Annotated in this window: 15 protein-coding genes; 9 read left to right on the forward strand and 6 right to left on the reverse strand. The window is 53.1% G+C overall.

What is annotated here, in order from left to right:
* Positions 1-388: 388 nt before the first annotated feature.
* The 3 genes from BEN74_RS12400 to BEN74_RS12410 form a co-directional block, all read right to left on the reverse strand.
* On the reverse strand, positions 389-1,264 hold the full coding sequence (locus tag BEN74_RS12400; protein WP_068909948.1) for an Hsp33 family molecular chaperone HslO: 876 nt from the start codon (positions 1,262-1,264) through the stop codon (positions 389-391).
* Positions 1,265-1,314: 50 nt separating this feature from the next.
* Positions 1,315-3,156: a monovalent cation:proton antiporter-2 (CPA2) family protein gene (locus BEN74_RS12405; RefSeq protein WP_068909772.1), complete on the reverse strand. Its 1,842-nt coding sequence runs from the start codon at positions 3,154-3,156 to the stop codon at positions 1,315-1,317.
* Between the two features lie 69 nt (positions 3,157-3,225).
* Entirely contained in the window at positions 3,226-5,448 is a 2,223-nt protein-coding gene (locus BEN74_RS12410; RefSeq protein WP_068909771.1) for a primosomal protein N', read from the reverse strand.
* Between the two features lie 150 nt (positions 5,449-5,598).
* On the opposite strand from BEN74_RS12410, the gene gspF reads away from it, so the two are divergent.
* The 3 genes from gspF to BEN74_RS12425 all read left to right on the forward strand — a co-directional run bounded on the left by gspF (position 5,599) and on the right by BEN74_RS12425 (position 7,919).
* Positions 5,599-6,804 (forward strand): type II secretion system inner membrane protein GspF, encoded by a 1,206-nt coding sequence (gspF, locus tag BEN74_RS12415; protein ID WP_068909768.1) that lies wholly within the window; start codon positions 5,599-5,601, stop codon positions 6,802-6,804.
* Positions 6,805-6,843: 39 nt separating this feature from the next.
* On the forward strand, positions 6,844-7,299 hold the full coding sequence (gspG, locus tag BEN74_RS12420) for a type II secretion system major pseudopilin GspG (RefSeq protein ID WP_068909945.1): 456 nt from the start codon (positions 6,844-6,846) through the stop codon (positions 7,297-7,299).
* 284 nt (positions 7,300-7,583) lie between these two features.
* Positions 7,584-7,919, forward strand: coding sequence for a hypothetical protein (locus BEN74_RS12425; protein WP_068909766.1), 336 nt, complete (start codon positions 7,584-7,586; stop codon positions 7,917-7,919).
* A 114-nt stretch (positions 7,920-8,033) separates the two neighbouring features.
* Here BEN74_RS12425 and lnt read toward each other — a convergent pair whose 3' ends face one another.
* Together lnt and BEN74_RS12435 are read right to left on the reverse strand one after the other, a co-directional pair.
* Positions 8,034-9,593: an apolipoprotein N-acyltransferase gene (lnt, locus tag BEN74_RS12430; protein WP_068909764.1), complete on the reverse strand. Its 1,560-nt coding sequence runs from the start codon at positions 9,591-9,593 to the stop codon at positions 8,034-8,036.
* Positions 9,590-10,429 (reverse strand): HlyC/CorC family transporter, encoded by an 840-nt coding sequence (locus tag BEN74_RS12435; protein ID WP_068909762.1) that lies wholly within the window; start codon positions 10,427-10,429, stop codon positions 9,590-9,592. Before BEN74_RS12435 ends, lnt begins: the two co-directional genes overlap by 4 nt.
* A gap of 264 nt (positions 10,430-10,693) precedes the next feature.
* Here BEN74_RS12435 and tusA point away from each other — a divergent pair, with 264 nt between their 5' ends.
* The 3 genes from tusA to BEN74_RS12450 all read left to right on the forward strand — a co-directional run bounded on the left by tusA (position 10,694) and on the right by BEN74_RS12450 (position 12,148).
* The gene (gene tusA / locus BEN74_RS12440; protein WP_068909760.1) at positions 10,694-10,951 is read left to right on the forward strand and encodes a sulfurtransferase TusA; all 258 of its coding nucleotides are present in this window, start codon (positions 10,694-10,696) and stop codon (positions 10,949-10,951) included.
* 197 nt (positions 10,952-11,148) lie between these two features.
* Positions 11,149-11,547 (forward strand): hypothetical protein, encoded by a 399-nt coding sequence (locus BEN74_RS12445; RefSeq protein WP_228200353.1) that lies wholly within the window; start codon positions 11,149-11,151, stop codon positions 11,545-11,547.
* A gap of 85 nt (positions 11,548-11,632) precedes the next feature.
* Positions 11,633-12,148, forward strand: coding sequence for a hypothetical protein (locus BEN74_RS12450; protein ID WP_213072361.1), 516 nt, complete (start codon positions 11,633-11,635; stop codon positions 12,146-12,148).
* Between the two features lie 116 nt (positions 12,149-12,264).
* Here the strand turns inward: BEN74_RS12450 and BEN74_RS12455 are convergent, their stop codons facing one another.
* The gene (locus tag BEN74_RS12455; RefSeq protein WP_068909756.1) at positions 12,265-13,977 is read right to left on the reverse strand and encodes an electron transfer flavoprotein-ubiquinone oxidoreductase; all 1,713 of its coding nucleotides are present in this window, start codon (positions 13,975-13,977) and stop codon (positions 12,265-12,267) included.
* Positions 13,978-14,172: 195 nt separating this feature from the next.
* Here BEN74_RS12455 and BEN74_RS12460 point away from each other — a divergent pair, with 195 nt between their 5' ends.
* From BEN74_RS12460 to BEN74_RS12470, 3 genes are all read left to right on the forward strand, one after another.
* On the forward strand, positions 14,173-14,784 hold the full coding sequence (locus BEN74_RS12460) for a DUF1285 domain-containing protein (protein ID WP_068909754.1): 612 nt from the start codon (positions 14,173-14,175) through the stop codon (positions 14,782-14,784).
* 45 nt (positions 14,785-14,829) lie between these two features.
* Entirely contained in the window at positions 14,830-15,699 is an 870-nt protein-coding gene (gene murI, locus BEN74_RS12465; protein WP_068909753.1) for a glutamate racemase, read from the forward strand.
* A 151-nt stretch (positions 15,700-15,850) separates the two neighbouring features.
* Complete coding sequence (locus tag BEN74_RS12470) at positions 15,851-16,879, forward strand: DUF4062 domain-containing protein (protein WP_068909751.1); 1,029 nt, start codon at positions 15,851-15,853, stop codon at positions 16,877-16,879.
* Positions 16,880-16,928 lie beyond the last annotated feature (49 nt).

The raw sequence follows: 16,928 nt of genomic DNA on the forward strand, positions 1-16,928 counted from the left end.
GCAGCATTATCTTTAAAGGATTAATGCTGATCAGTTAAGGAATTTCGGCATAAACTTCTTAACCTTTTGGGCTATTCACGGCGGAGTCTTACCGTTTTTAAATCGAATTTTTGGAGCTCGTTTTGTTCCTTGCGAAACAATGTTTTTCATTCGCCAAATGTTCGCAAGGGAAGCATCTTTCGGCGCAGTGCGCCTCACCGCGAAACCTGTTCATATTCTGCACTTAAATGATTTTGTTGCAAAAACAGTCCATTTAAAAGGCCAGATAGGTTGCGGATGACGCTTCCGTGTATCAAATAATATCGCAAGTTAAAAAAAGAAAAAGCCAGTCAATTTCTTAACTGACTGGCATTATCCTTAAAGGATGCTTTTTGGCTGTACATCAGGCTTAGCTGAGGTGTTCGCCGAACAGCCCCAGGGCTTCTTCCGCGCTGAAGCAGTAATTGGCGCTGCAGAACTGGCAGTCCATGCTGATCGGATTCTGATGCTCCAGCGTTTCACGCACAGCAAGAATGCCGATTTGCTGCAGGGCGGACGCGCAGCGCTCTTTGGAGCAGGTGCAGCCGAAATACAGCGCTTCCGCTTCCGGCAGGCGCACTTCTTCCTCATTGTACAGGCGGTAAAGAATGTCGCTGGCTTCCAGATCGGTCAGCTCTTCAGGCTTCAGGGTCTCGGTCAGCAGGGTTAGGCGCGGCCACAGGTCTTCATCAATGCGCTGCTGCTCTTCTTCGCTGTTGCGCGGCAGCAGCTGCACCAGCAGGCCGCCGGAGCGCTGGCTGCTGCTGCTTAGCACAATCAGGGTCGGAATCTGCGCGGACAGGTCATAGTACTGGGTCAGGCAGCCGGCAAGGTTCGGCTTGTCCAAAGGTACGATGCCCTGATAGCGCTCGCCGGCTTCAGGTTCAATATTGATGAACAGCACCGGGTTCTGCAGCGTTTTCAGGACGGTGCTGCTGTCTTCCGCCTGCTGGAAATGCGGGTCTTCTTGATAGTCCGCCAAGGCGCGAACTTCACCCAAATGGTTGCATTCCGCCATTGCCCATTTAAAAGTGCCTGAAGCCTGAATCTGCAGGCTGATGCGGCCTTTAATTTTCAATGTGCTGGCCAGCAGCGCGGTCGCGCTCAGCATTTCGCCCAGTAAAATCTGCACTGCGGGCGCATAGCTGCGCTGCGCCAGAATGGTTTGCAGGGCATTTTCAAGATGAACCACTTCGCCGCGCACAGGGCTATCTTCAATAAAAAAGCGTTGGCGTAAATCAGACATAAAATTCTCCATAACCCTGCTTTAATGGTGACAATATTGTAAAACACAAGTCATTCAAGATCATCTCTTGACACATCAATGCGGCTGCGCTGCAAACCGCGCTGCAAGTCAACGCCGGCAGGGGGCTGGCGGATTTGCGCGTCGCTTTCGAACAGGTGCTCCAGTTCAGCTAAAGCGTTACGATGTGTTTCATAAACTTTCTGCTCATCGGTATAAATCCGCTGCTGCTGCGCCAGCAGCTGTTCGTCGTAGTCGCGGAACAGCTCAATGCTTTTGTAGGCGTCGTCCTCGCTGACGCCGACATCGCGCAGCAGCTGGTAGGCCATGCCCAGCGAGGACAAATAGGTTTCGCGCCAAATATGCTCTACGCCTAAATCGCGCAGCAGATGCACATGATGGCGGTCGCGGGCGCGCACCAGCAGCTTTAAATGCGGATAATTCAGGCGGATGTGGCGCGCGGTGTTCATCGAGTCTTCAATGTCATCAATCGCCAGGACAAAGACTTTGGCATGCTGAATGCCGGCCGCCCGCAGAATGTCCGGCTGGGCGGCATCGCCGTAATACAGCTGGCCGCCGTAGTTGCGGACAAAATCGACCTTATCCAGGCTGCTGTCAATCGCGGTGAAGGGCTGATGCTGCATATGCGCCACGCGGGCGATAATCTGCCCAAAGCGGCCGAATCCGGCAATGATTACCGGCGGATGGTGATCCGGAATATCATCATACTGCGGCGCTTCCGCCTTGCCGAAGCGGGGCAGAATCTGCGCGCTGATCAGCCAGTACAGCATCGGCGTCAGCACCATCGACAGCGTCACAATTAAGGTGAGCGGCTCCATCATGGCCTGCGTCAGCACTTTTTCGCTGACGGCGGCGCTGAGCACGACAAAGGCGAATTCACCGCCTTGCGCCAGGCAGGCCGCCAGCATCAGGCTGTTGCGCCATGACTGGCGGAAATAGCGGGCAACCGCGGCCAGCGCCAGCATTTTGACCAGCAGCAGCGCCAGCGCGCCGCCGATGATCAGCGCAGGCATCTCAATCAGCAGCGACAGCTGGGTGGTCATGCCGACGGTCATGAAAAACAGGCCGAGCAGCAGCCCTTTAAACGGGGCGATGCTGGCCTCCAGTTCATGGCGGAATTCTGAATCCGCCAGCAGCACGCCGGTCAGGAACGCGCCCAACGTGGTGCTGATGCCGAGCACATCCATCAGCCCGACCACGCCCAAAACAATAAACAGCCCAACCGCGGTAATCAGCTCATGCGCGCCGCTTTTGGCCACAAAGCGGAAAAATGGGCGCATCAGATAGCGGCTGAACAGGAACAGCCCGCTGAAGGTGGCGACGATGGCGGCGAAATAGGCGACGCCGTGATGGGTGGACTGGGCGCCGGCTAGCAGCGGAATGACCGCAATCAGCGGAATGGCGGCCATGTCCTGAAACAGCAGAATGGAAAACGACTGCTGGCCAAAGGTGGTATTCAGCTGCTGCTTTTCCGTCAGCAGCTGCAGCACAAAGGCGGTGGAGGACAGCGCCAGCGCAAAGCCGATCACAATGCTGGCGGCGATGCCCTGCTGCAGGGCAAAAAAGCAGATCACAGCCAGCAGCAGGCCGCTGATGCCCGCCTGCAGGCTGCCCATCACAAAGATGGAATGGCGCATTTGCCACAGGCGCTGCGGGCGCAGTTCCAGGCCGATAATGAACATCAGCAGGATGACGCCGAATTCCGCCAGCTCCTGAATGGCTTCGGCATCGCTGGCGATATTCAGCACGCTTGGCCCCAGCAGCATGCCGGTAAACAGGTAGCCCAGCACCGTGGCGATGCCGAAGCGCTTCAGCAAAGGCACCAGCAGCAGGGAGGCGCCTAAGAAGAGGGTGATTTGCAGCAGTAGCGGCATGCGTCTGTCCTGATCGGTTTTTTAAGGCTGCGCGGGCAGCAGCCTCTGAATTTGAAGCTTTAAGCAGGCTCAGCTGAGTTCCTGCGGGTCAATGTCCAAGGTTAATTTCATGCTGGAAGGCTTGGCCTGCAGCATGCCCTGCCACCAGCTGCGGATATGGAAATGCAGCCTGGCGCGGTCGGCTGACAGCAGCACCATATGCGACTGATAGCGCCCGGCCTTGCGCTCCATCGGGGCGGGAATCGGCCCCCAAATATCCACGGTGTTTTCAGAATTCTGCCTTAAAAGCTGGGCATGATGCTGTAGAAAATCTGTATTCAGCGCCTGATCTTTGGATTCGCAGCGGATCAGCGCAGCATAGCGGAACGGCGGCATCAGCGCAGCCTGGCGCTCTTTCAGGGTCTGCCGGGCAAACTGGCGGTAATCTTCCTGCACCAGCGTATTCAGCAGCGGATGCTCAGGGCGCAGGGTCTGCAGGTAGACATCGCCTTTGCGCTCGCCGCGCCCGGCGCGCCCCGCAACCTGCACTACCAGCTGCGCGGTGCGCTCAGTCGCGCGGAAATCCACGCTCAGCAGGCCGGAATCGATATCCAGAATCGCCACCAAAGTCACATAGGGGAAATGATGCCCCTTGGCCAGCATTTGCGTGCCGAGCAGGATCAGCGGCCCGCTTTTCTGAATTTTATCGTAAATTTTCTGCCAGCTGCCGGCGCGGCTGGTCGAATCGCGGTCAACCCGGATCACTTCATAGTCCGGAAACAGCTCGTTCAGGCTTTCCTCAACCTTGGCGGTGCCCATGCCGATGGACTTCAGTTCGCTGTGGCTGCATTGCGGGCAGCGGTCCGGCATGCGGTGCACCGTGCCGCAGTGGTGGCAGTGCAGATGCTGATAGGGCGTGCGGTGCACGGTAAAATTGGCGTCGCAGTGCGGGCATTTGGCCTGCCATGCGCAGCTTTCGCAGATCAGCACTGGCGCATAGCCGCGCCGGTTTAAAAACACCAGCACCTGCTCTTGCTTATCCAGGCGCTTTTTCATTTCCTGCAGCAGCATCTGGCTGATGCCGTGCTGCTTCTGCGCCACTTTTAAATCCAGAATATGGATTTTCGGCATCAGCGCCGCGCCGGCGCGCTGATTCAGCTCCAGGCAGCTCATTTTGCCGTTCTGCACCAGGGCATAGCTGTCAATGCTTGGAGTGGCCGAACCCAGCACCACCGGGCACTGCTGCAGATGCGCGCGGTACAGCGCAATATCCCGCGCGTGGTAGCGGAAACCTTCCTGCTGCTTGAAGGACAGGTCATGCTCCTCATCCAGCACAATCAGCCCCAAATTAGGCAAAGGGGTAAAGACTGCGGAGCGCGTGCCTAAAATAATCGAGGCTTTGCCGGTTTGCGCCGCCTGCCAGGCCTGCAGGCGCTTGGCGTCAGTCAGGCCGGAATGCAGCAGGGCGATATTGCAGTGGAAGCGTGACTGGAAGCGGCTGACGGTTTGCGGAGTCAGGCCGATTTCCGGCACCAGCACCAGCACCTGCCTGCCCTGCTTCAGCACCTCCTGCATGACCTGCAGATAGACTTCAGTCTTGCCGCTGCCGGTCAGGCCGTCCAGCAGAAAGGCCTGATATTTTTTGCGCGCTTTCAGCACCGCCTCAATGGCTTTTTTCTGATCCGGATTGGCCGTTAAGGGCATCTGCGCCATGCTGACCGGCATCGGGCTGAAGTCCTGCGCTTCCAGAACGCATTCGCAGATGGCTTTTTTTTCCAGCGCTTTCAGCGTGGCGGTTTCAATGCCGGCCAGGTTCAGCAGGTTTTCTGAGGTGCCGGAAGGATGCAACTTTAACACCCTATAGGCTTCCTGCTGGCGCTCAGAGCGCTTGAGCTTATTCTCTGCATCGCTGTCCAGCAGCTTCCATGTTCTGGCCAGCAGGTTGTAAGGCTTGCCTTGGCGCAGCAGCGCCGGCAGCGCGCTTTGAATCACTTCGCCGACCGGAAACTGGTAATACTGCGCCGCCCATGTCAACAAACTTAAAACTTTGCTGTCTAAAATGGCCTGCCCGTCCAGCAGTTCGGTAATGGCTTTCAGCTTGATGCCGGGGTCGAGCGGCGCATCGGGCGCCAGCTTTTCCACAATCACGCCGACCAGATTCTGCCGGCCGAAAGACACCGCCACGCGCGCGCCGGCCTGCGCCTGCCGGTACTGTTCGGCGCTCAGGCGGTAGTCAAAGCAGTCGTGCAGATAGACCGGAACGGCAACGCGGACCCGGTAAATGGCGTTTGGGGCAGGGGCTGGAACTTGCATAAAAAGGCGGTCTGGTCCTGTTGAAATTTCGTCGAGATCGAAGCGGAGTTGTGTTAGAGTGGGCAGATAATTTATATCTAAGAATATGAATGATTTTAAGGGTTGCGCGCAACTGCGCGGATCAAATTTTTGGAAAATTAGAGCATCGCAATGCCAGCATATCAGTTTACCGCCATAGATGCTTCAGGCAAGCAGCAGAAGGGTGTGCTAGAGGGCGATTCCGCCCGTCAAATCCGGCAGCAGCTGCGCGATAAGGCGCTGATTCCTGTCACGGTGGATCCTGTCGAGCAAAAACACCGGCATGCTCAAAATCAGTGGTTTCAGAAAGGCATTACTTCCTACGATCTGGCCCTGCTGACCCGGCAGCTGTCGGTGCTGGTGGCGGCTGCCATTCCTTTGGAAGAAGCCATCCGCGCGGTGGGCAAGCAGAACGAAAAAGCCCATGTGCAGAATCTGCTGATGTCGGTGCGCTCCAAAGTGCTGGAAGGCCATTCGCTGGCCAATGCCCTCAGCCAGTCCGGGCGCTTTCCGGAACTGTACATCGCCACCATCGCCGCCGGAGAGCGTTCCGGCCATCTCGATCTGATTTTAGACCAGCTGGCGGACTATACTGAAAACCGCTTTGCCATGCAGAAGAAAGTGCAGGGGGCAATGATCTACCCGGTGATTCTGATGCTGATGTCCTTTGCCATTGTGATGGGGCTGATGACTTACGTGGTGCCGGACATCGTCAAAACTTTTGATCAGGACAAGGGCGCCCTGCCGTGGATTACCGTGGCTTTAATGAAAGCCAGCGATTTTATCCGCGTGGCATGGCCGTTCCTGCTGGCGGGCGCTGCGCTGGGCATTTTCCTGCTGGCGCGCTTTTTAAGAACGGCAGCCGGCCATTATGCCTTTGACCGCCTGACCCTGAAGCTGCCGCTGTTCAGCCGGCTGTCCAAAGGCATCAACGCCGCCCGTTTCGCCAGCACGCTGTCAATTTTAACCAAATCCGGCGTGCCGCTGGTGGATGCGCTGAAAATCGGCGCGGCGGTCAGCAGCAACTGGGTGATCCGAGATTCAGTCAATCTGGCTGCCGAAAAAGTCACCGAAGGCGGCAACCTGGCCGCGCAGCTGGAGCGCAGTGGTTATTTCCCGCCAATGATGGTACAAATGATCCGAAGCGGCGAGGCTTCAGGCGAGCTGGACCGCATGCTGGAGCGCGCCTCAGACATGCAGGACCGCGAAGTCACGACCCTGATTTCAACCCTGCTGGCGCTGCTGGAGCCGCTGATGCTGGTTTTTATGGCCAGCATTGTGCTGGTGATTGTGATTGCAGTCATGCTGCCGATTGTCAACATGAATAATATGATTTAAACCTGATAATTTAAAACAGCTCTGTAGAGCATGGCATTAATGAATGAGAGTAAATACATGCAGCCGAATCGATTAAACAGCAGACACAGCGGTTTCACCCTGATTGAAGTCATGGTGGTGATTGTGATTTTAGGCGTTTTGGCCGCCTTGATTGTGCCGAACGTGATGGGCCGCGGCGAGAAAGCCAAGGTCGACACCTCTGAAATCACCTTGAAAAGCGTGGCGGGGGCGCTGGATCAGTACAAGATGGACAACGGCAAATTCCCTTCCATGCAGGACGGCGGCTTGGGCGCCTTGGTCAATAAGCCTGAATCAGCCAAAAACTGGCTGCCGGGCGGCTATGTCAAAGGCGGCTATCCGAAAGACAGCTGGGAAAATGACATTCAGTACGTAATTCCCGGCTCTGAAGGGCGCCCTTATGACCTGTATTCATTTGGCGCAGACGGCCAGTCCGGCGGCGAAGGCAATGACGCCGATATTTTCTATAAGCACTAATTGAGAATAATTATTTATTCGGCTTTTATGGCATAAACCGCTTCACTGAATAGGAATTTCCCCTGTTGAGTGAAGCGATAATCACTCTTGATTATAAATTTTAATGTAAGCTAATGATATTAAACATAATATTAAAATAAGCCCGGTTTGAGGTTTATAATAAGAATTATTCCCAGTTTTATTGATTACAATAATCGTAAAATATGAAGAAATATAAGCTTTTCATTTAAATAAAACCTTGCATAATATTTATAACGGCACTTTTTCAGCCAAAGGAGGGTGGAATGAAAGCATTAATTTTAGCGGATGAAATTAACCAGTTTCATTGGTCGATGCTGAAATCTGTTCTTCTGGTTTTAAGCATCCTGCCGCTCAGCCAGGGCGCGCTGCATCTGTGGCAAAGCACCGAGGGCAGCAGCCAGATTGTGGTGGGCTTTTTCGCCGCCAGCCTGCTGAGCACATTATTCGTATTAAGCTTCTGGTCTGCATTGAAAGCCACAGCGGCGAAACTGGAACAGCAGCATGAAACGGCGTTTGAACATGCCGTGGTGCAGGCGTACCGCTATCTGCCCATGCTGTCTTTGGCCGGCATGCTGGCTTATCTGGCCAGCCAGATTTAAGCGGCCACTGCATGAAAAAAAACCGGAGCCATTGCTCCGGTTTTTTATTGCACTGCATTTTCATCCGCGCATTGCCAGCCCGAACTGCAGCAGGGCAAAGCGCGCAGGCAAGGCTTAGCGCCGCGACTTAAATGAAACATCCACCTTGCGCGGCCGGTAAAACCAGCCCAGCAGCAGCAGCAGGGCAGAGAAGCCTAAAACCGGCCAGTCGCTGAGGCGCATGTACAGGGTTTCGCCCTGCATGGCCGGAAGCTCGCCGCGCAGCACGGCTTTCCGGTCTATAGGCGCCTGCTTCACAATATGGCCATTGTGGTCAATAAATGCCGTCACGCCGGTATTGGTCGCGCGGATAAACCAGCGCCCGTTTTCCTTGGCGCGCATCTGCACCATCTGCAGATGCTGCCAAGGCCCCGCCGTGCCGGTAAACCATGCGTCATTTGACACCGTCACCAGAAAGTCGCTTTGGCGGGCATTGCGCCGGGTTAAGTTCGGATAAGCCACTTCATAGCAAATCGCGGAACCGAGATCATGCTTCTTGATCAGCAGCGGCTTCTGGTCGCTGGCGCCGCGGGAAAAGCCGCTCACCGACGGGTCATTCTGCAGCGCCGGCAATACCCAGCTCAGCATGCCGGACAGCGGAATGTATTCGCCAAAAGGCACAAGGCGCTGCTTTTTATACAGCCCTTCAGATTCATCGCCCAGCGCCATGATGCTGTTGTAGTACATCGGCTGGCCCTGAATTTTGGATTCGGCCTGATCCCAGTAGGGAATGCCGGTGACCCAGGCGGTGCCGGTTTTTTCCGCCTGAGCCTTCATGGCGTCCAGAAAAGGCTCAATATCGGACTGGAACAGCGGAATGGAGGATTCCGGCCAGACAATCAGGTCGCGCCCCCATTCGGTGCGGCTGAGCTCGGCATAAATCATCAGGGTTTTGATCTGGTATTCGGTCAGCCATTTCAAGTCCTGCGGAATGTTGCCCTGAATCAGGGACACCGAGAGGGGCTTTTCCGCTTTCGGCTGCACAAAGGTCAGCTGCGATGCGCCCCATGCGCCCAGCAGCAGAATGGCGGAGGGAACAATCCAGAAGGTTTTTTTATTTAAAATTTCGACTAAGGCGCAGGCCAGCAGAATGACGGCGAAAGAAACGCCGAACACCCCGAACAGCGGAGCATAGCTGTCCAGATAGCGTTCGGTGAAGGCGTAGCCGGCAAACAGCCAGGGAAAGCCGGTGAATACCCAGGTTTTGGCCCATTCAAAGATGATCCACAGCGGGGCAAAGGTCAGCGGGGTTTCCGGGAAGAAGCGCCGGTACAGCCAAGTCTGCACCGCGGTGAACAGGCCCATGGCCAATGCCATGATGGCAATCATCACAACGCTTAAAGCCGCGCCGGTATCGCCGTAGACATGAATGGAGGTGTAGAGCCAGAAGGCGCCGACAAACCAGAGGCCAAAGCCGTAGGCCCAGCCGATGCCGAAAGCCTGCCTGGCGGAACGCTTGCGCAGGCAGGCGTACAGCAGCGCCGGCGACAGCAGCGCCAGCCACCAGTAATAATACGGCGCCAGCGCAAAGCTGAACACGGCGCCGGAGAGGAGTGAAATCAGCAGCGGATAAATTAAAGGGAGCTGCTTCTGTTGTTCTGAGGAGGTTAGCAGCTTATTAAAATAAGTTCTCATTTACGGACAGCTCGAATCAGATGGATGGTGCGCGCATCTGCTTCCAGAATCGTAAACTGCCAATTTTCCAGCTCAATCACTTGGCCCTGCAAATCGCTCACCAGGCCAATTTCCTGAAGCAGAAGCCCGCCCACAGTTTCCACTTCATCGTCAGAAAATTCAGCATCTAAAACATTGTTGAAGTGTTCAATTGGTGTAAGCGCCTGAACCAGCCAGGTATTTGCGGTTTTCGGGTCATCGTCCGGCACAATGTACTGCGCTTCCTCATCGGCATTGTCGTGCTCATCTTCAATTTCACCGACAATCTCTTCCAGAATGTCTTCCAGCGTAACCAGGCCTGAAGTGGTGCCGTATTCATCAATGACAATCGCAATATGGGTCTGGGTTTTCTTCAGCATGCGCATCACTTGGTCTGAACGGGCGCTTTCCGGCACAAACAGCGGCTGGCGCATCAGCGCGCGCACATCGACCTTGCCGCTGCGTTCCGCAAGGAAGGGCAGAAGGTCTTTGGCCAGCAGGATGCCGACGGCATTGTCCGGCTGATCGGATGAGAACACTGGAAAGCGCGAATGCGCCGACTCGATCAGCACATGCAGGATATCCAGCAGCTCATCATCTTCCTGCAGGCTGATCATGGCGGTGCGCGGCGTCATCACCTCGCGGATTTTGGTTGCAGGAAGGTCAAGCACGCCTTCAAGCATTGCAACGGTATCGGGTTCTAAAAAACGACGTGAATCTTGTACTAATTTTAACAGTTCGTCGCGGGTTTCCGGCGCTGTGCCTAGCCATTTGCGTAAGCCGCGCATACCCCACGACGGGCCTGATTCCTCGTGCATGATCTTTCCTGAAGACTCTTAATATCTAAAAAACATGATTTTATCATACCTTAGAAAAACCGCTTGTCTATCTGCATGCTGGCGAGTTTTGATGAAAAGTTCAGGCGGCAGGCGGATGGTTGAATTTAAAGAATTTTTTAAAAATGCGCAGGGCGCGCATTGGCTGCATCAGCGCAGCTGCCGGCAGGGATGAAGCGCTGATGGGGAAAAAATCCCGGTGCAGTATGCTAAAATACGCCGGATTTTCCTGAATAGAGTTTTGCAATGTCTGAACCGGCGCTTACCCCAGCGATCCAACTCAACACCCGCGGGCTGCGCTGCCCGGAACCTGTGATGATGCTGCATCAGGCCATCCGCAAGTCTAAATCAGGCGATGTGGTGGAAGTCTTCGCAACAGACAACTCGACCTCCTGGGACATTCCGAAATTCTGCATGCATTTGGGGCATGAGCTTCTGCTGCAGGAAGAGCGTTTAGATGAAAACGGCAATAAGGAATTCCATTATTTAGTCAAAAAAGGCTAAGCCCTATTTCAAAAAATGCTCCGCATCGGTTCGGAGCATTTTTTATGCTTATATAACATTAAAAAAACCATGCTCATTTTTTGAGTGCTATGGCTGTAATGGACTGAAATTTAATCCTATCTACTGCAGTCAAAAACTTAATTTAAAAATCAAGACGATGCTACTAAATACAATCATTCTATACTGGCTTGCTGCAGTTGAAAAAAATGGGCTGTAATTTTATGAGAGCGAGATATTTATGTTTATTCTCAGTTTTTTTAATTCTGGGCTGTAATGACTCTCCTGAAATTACACCTGATTATTTGCCAAAAGCTGCAGTTGGCCAGCCTTATCAAGTAAAAATTGAAATTGAGAAAGTTATACTGGTAAACGGTTTATTTGTTGACAGCAATATCGCCAGCCGTTCTGGCCTGACTGTAAATGCGGGTGCAGGGGAGCCGCCTTATAGTGATAATACGGTTGAAATCCAGGGTACTCCTGCTCAAGAAGGGAAGTATCAAATTGTACTGGAGGGGCAAACTAGAAATGCATATGGCGGCAACATCAATTTCCGCAAAAAATATGATTTGGTTGTTTTAAAGGAAATAAAAAATTGAATATAAACAATTGAATTAATATATTAATTTTTCTTTCTTTTGGGTGATTATGATAACTATTTTAAAGGCCTGTAATGGGTATGGGATGAAATTTCTTTTTATAATTTTATTTGGATTTTATTGTGTAAGTTGTCAAAATACTGATCATCAGCGTTTAGAAAAAACAATCACTGTTACTCCAGTCCCTAAATTTAATTACAGTATTATCGGGTCTGATGAAAAGCCAGCTTTGGCAGTTGCAGGAAGTTTAATCAGTTCAGTTTCATTAAAAGAAATTTTGCTAAAACAGCAATTTGATTTTGCGCGTATTGAGTGCGGTAAATTGAATGAATTTAAGCCTTCTGCCTATCTGAAAGTGAAAGAAGAAAAAAAAGAGCAGAATACTTTTAATTCAGTTTTTTTAATGAAAATATGCCCGGAAGATGATGCCAATAGCGAATACTGCGTTAAAAGCCTCGAAGATTTTAAAGCCAGAATAAAAACGGATTTGAATTGTGAGGTTGTATTTGGCGGTATGGCTAAGCCAAAGATGATTATTTCAAATCGATTTGCAATAAGCAGCCAGCAAATATTAAATGCGGAGAAATATATTCCTGAATAAGCATTTTCTCGAGACTTTAAAAGCTGAGGCGGGAATGCTTACAGGAACACTATGCAGTCTAAATGAGGTTAAAAAAACCCGCATTGCGCGGGTTTAGTTTTTAATCCCAAAAGAGATTACATGTTAGGGTAATTAGGGCCACCGCCGCCTTCAGGCGTTACCCAGGTAATGTTCTGAGACGGATCTTTAATATCGCAGGTTTTGCAGTGCACGCAGTTGGCCGCGTTAATCTGGAAGCGCTTCGAACCGTCGCTCTCTTCCATAATTTCATACACGCCGGCAGGGCAGTAGCGCTGCGCAGGCTCATCCCATTTCGGCAAGTTTACATTCACTGGAATGGAAGCATCGGTCAGTTTCAAATGCGCCGGCTGGTTTTCTTCATGCACTGTATTGGATACGAATACCGAAGACAGGCGGTCAAAGGTCAGCTTGCCGTCAGGTTTCGGATAGTTCGGCTTAAATGTCGCAGCATCTGCAGTTTTCAGTGTGCTGAAGTCCGGCACTAAGTCATGCAGCGTGAACGGCACTTTAAATACGTTCTGGTCGACGAAGTTGAACGCGCCGCCCATCCACTGGCCGAATTTGTGCATTGCAGGGCCAAAGTTGCGCGAGCTGTACAGCTCTTCTTTCAGCCAGCTGCTGTTGAACTTGTCGGTATAGGCGGTCAATTCTTTGGCAAAGAAGTCTTCGCCTTCGGTGACGCGGGCAACCGCAAGGTCGCCGCCTTTTTCCACGCCGGCTTTGATTGCTTCAAATACCGCTTCGCCGCACAGCATGCCGGATTTCATTGCCGTATGTGAGCCTTTGATTTTAGCGAAGTTCAGGAAGCCTGCATCATCGCCAATTAAAGAGCCGCCGGCAAAGGTGAATTTAGGCAGCGAGTTGAAGCCGCCTTTCACCACGGCGCGCGCGCCGTAAGAAATGCGCTTGCCGCCTTCCAGATACTGCTTGATCAGCGGATGGGTTTTCCAGCGCTGCATTTCCATAAATGGATACATATGCGGGTTTTCGTAAGATAAATCCACGATCATGCCCAGTGTCACCTGGCCATTTTCCGCATGGTACAGCCACCAGCCGCCTGAAGAGCCGGTTTCGCTTAAAGGCCAGCCTGCGCCGTGCATCACCAGGCCCGGCTTGTGCTTCGCCGGGTCAATTTCCCACAGTTCTTTAATGCCGATGCCGTAATGCTGCGGATCCGCGTCTTTATCCAGATCAAACTTGGCAATCAGGCGCTTGCCGAGATGGCCGCGGCAGCCTTCAGCGAATAAGGTGTATTTGGCGTGCAGCTCATAGCCCGGCGCAAAATTGTGCGTCGGCTCGCCGTCTTTGCCGATGCCCATGTCGCCGGTTTGAATGCCTTTTACCGTGCCGTCTGCATGGTACAGGATTTCAGCAGCGGCGAAGCCCGGGAAGATCGACACTTCCAGCTCTTCAGCCTTCTGGCCCAGCCAGCGCACCACGTTGCCTAAAGAGATCACGTAGTTGCCGTCATTGTGCATGGTTTTCGGAACCATCCAGTGCGGCGCTTCCTGCGACTTTTCATCAGACAGCAGGAAGAATGTTTTGTCTTCAGTCACCGGAACATTCAAAGGCGCGCCTTCTTCTTTCCAGTTCGGGAACAGCTCATTGATTGCGCGCGGTTCCAGCACGGCGCCGGACAGAATATGCGCGCCTACTTCGGAGCCCTTTTCCACGACACAGACGGACAGATCGTTCAGGTTATTTTCAATTGCAAGCTGACGGATTTTAATCGCTGCGGAAAGGCCGGCAGGGCCTGCGCCAACGATGACTACGTCAAACTCCATCGATTCGCGTTCGATGTGCTCCATGTAGGACTCCTCATATGGTTTAAAGGTGGCAACCGCTGCTGACTCTGCTATGCAACGGCGCTGCCATGAGTGTTCTGAATTCCTAGACACAAATTTATTATCGTGTCTTTTATATTGTGGGCTAGTATAGTTTTAAACCTTGTGCTAGCCAATTGGCTGAATCATATTATTTTCCCGTCAGCAGGGCCTTGCTCCATGAATAATCACGAAAAATCACCAAATCCGACGAAAAAGGCAGCGATTAGCGATGATAGGAATTTAATGGATATTGCACAATACGCAAAAGATGGACAGTCCGGTCACAAAAAGTCAATCCTGCCTTTGGAGCAGTGGCGCCCAAAGCATTGCGGCGCCATGGATTTGAAGGTAAAAGCCAACGGAGAATGGTGGCATCAGGGTCAATTGATCAAGCGCCAGGCGCTGATAGACCTGTTCTCGCGCGTGCTGTGGAAAGAGGGCGGAAAATTCTATCTGAGAACCCCTGCGGAGCAGATTGAAATTGAGGTGGAGGATGAGCCGCTGTTCATCCATCAGGCCGATCAGGTTGAGCTGGACGGCAAAACCTATATCCGGCTGACTTCCACCGCGCAGGATGAAATTATTGTCGGTGAGGCGCACCCGGTATTCATGCGCGAATTTGCCGGAGAGGCGCGCCCTTATGTGGCTGTGCGCTTCGGCATCAATGCGCTGATTCAGCGGGCGGCTTTTTTTCATTTGATTGAAATGGGCGAGCTGCTTGAAAATGCGCAGGGCGAAGCCATATTAAGCCTGCGCAGCGGCGATTTCCGCTTGCAATTAGGCGCCTGAGGTTTAAGCTTGCTCCATCTGAATATCACTTCTGAATCTGAAGCTATGACAGCCATTCATCCCCTTTATCCGCTGCATGATCCGATGCCGAAAGCCGCTGCGGATGCGCCGATCGGCATCTTTGACTCGGGAGTGGGCGGGCTGTCGGTCGCGCAGGAAATTGCGCGCTACTTGCCGAATGAGCATTTTGTCTATTTTGCCGATACCGCGCATGTGCCTTACGGGCCGCGCGATGACCAGAATATCCGCGAGCTGACTGCGCGCGCGATTGAATGGCTGTACCGCAAGGGCTGCAAAGCCGCGGTGGTGGCCTGCAATACAGCGTCAGCCTTCAGCCTGGATTACCTGCGCGCGCATTACGGCGAGCATTTCCCGATTATCGGCCTGGTGCCGGCCTTAAAGCCTGCGGTGCTGCAGAGCAAAAGCAAAACCGTGGCGGTGCTGGCCACCCCGGCGACATTCCGCGGCCAGCTGATCAAGGATGTGGTGGAGCGCTTTGCCCAGCCGGCACAGGTGCAGGTCATGCCGATCACCTGCCTGAAGCTGGTGCCTTTTGTTGAAGCCGGGGAGCAGATGAGCGCAGCCTGCCTGCAGACGCTGCGGGAGATTCTGCAGCCGGCGGTGGATCTGGGCGCGGACTATCTGGTGCTGGGATGCACGCATTATCCGTTCTTAAAGCCCGCAATTCAGCGCATTTTTGGTCAGAAACTGACATTAATTGATTCGGGATTTGCCGTTGCGCGTCAAACGGCCCGCATTTTAATTAAAAATGAGTTATTATTTGAACAAGACCGTAAAAATGCGGTCCGGCTAGCGTGCTACGTCAGCGGCCAGAATGCGGATGCCTTAAGGCCGGTTTTAAGCCGCCTGATTCAGCCGGATCTGACCTGGAGCATCAATAATATTGGCATTTAGCCGCCAGATAAATTAAGTTAGTCTTTTGAAAGATTTAAGCAATAGCTGTGTATGGATTGAGTATTCATATTGGGGCAGTCATATGCGCGGCGCGCAGTATGCAGGGCTGAGCTGCATCACGCTGCAGTGTGCAATTGGAAGAGGATAACCAATGCTCGATAAGCGTTATCAGGTTTTTATTTCAACGTCCGGCAGCGAAATGCAGCCGGAGCGGATGATTTTGGCCCAGACTTTGGTGGGCATGGGTTTTTTTTCGTGGGGGCTGGAACAGCGCACGCCTTTAAGCACGGCCTTTGCGCGCCGCCAGATTGATGACTGCGACTATGTGGTGATCCTGCTGGGCAGCGCCTACGGCGAGCAGTCGGTATCCGGCGTGGGCTATATGCATCTGGAATACATTTATGCCGTGACCAAGCAGAAGCCAGTCATTGTGTTCATGCATGATGAGCCGTCCGCGCGCGACGCCGCCCTGCATGACGATAAAGCCGAATTGCGTGAAAAGTTTCAGGAATTCCGCAAGCTGCTGCAGAATGAAGCGGATCAGGTTTTCAGCTACCGTAGCCTGCGCGATCTGGAAATGGCGGTGCGCCTGAACCTGCCGCAGATGCTGGAGCGCTATCCGGTGCTGGGCTGGGTGCGCCCGCAGAATACCCAGCTGCTGCAGGATGAAATTGACCGCCTGAAAAGCAAGCTGGAGCAGCTGGAAACCGAGTCCGGCAAGCGCGAAGCTGACCCCTTCCTCAGCCTGCCGAAAGTGTCCATGCATGAAGTTTTTGCGTTTGAATACCGCATGCATGCCTATCAGGACGGCAATTTCAAGGAATTGAAAGTTCAGAAGGAAATGACCTGGGCGCAGCTGCTGTCAATTCTGGGCGCAACCTTTGTGCATCCGACGCCGGAAGAGTTCTTTTCCAAGCGAATGAATGAATACCTGAATGAAACCGGCCTGAAGGATGCGCGCGCTGAAATGCCGCGCGCGCATGCGGTCGCCCGCGCGCAGATCAACATCCGCGCCCTGCACAGCATTAAAATGCAGATGCGCCAGAACGAATGGATTGTGCAGTCCGGCCGCGATGACCGGCAGCGAATGCTGTGGCGGATTACCCCTAAGGCGCAGAAGCTGATGGAAAGCAATTTGCTGGATAATGAGCGGATTTTTCAGGTTAAAACTTCCTATTAATCCCTTTAGTGCGGCGCGCTAAAGCTGTTAAAGTACTGCTGTTCAGGTT

Source organism: Acinetobacter sp. WCHAc010034 (assembly GCF_001696615.3).
Classification (GTDB): Bacteria; Pseudomonadota; Gammaproteobacteria; order Pseudomonadales; family Moraxellaceae; genus Acinetobacter.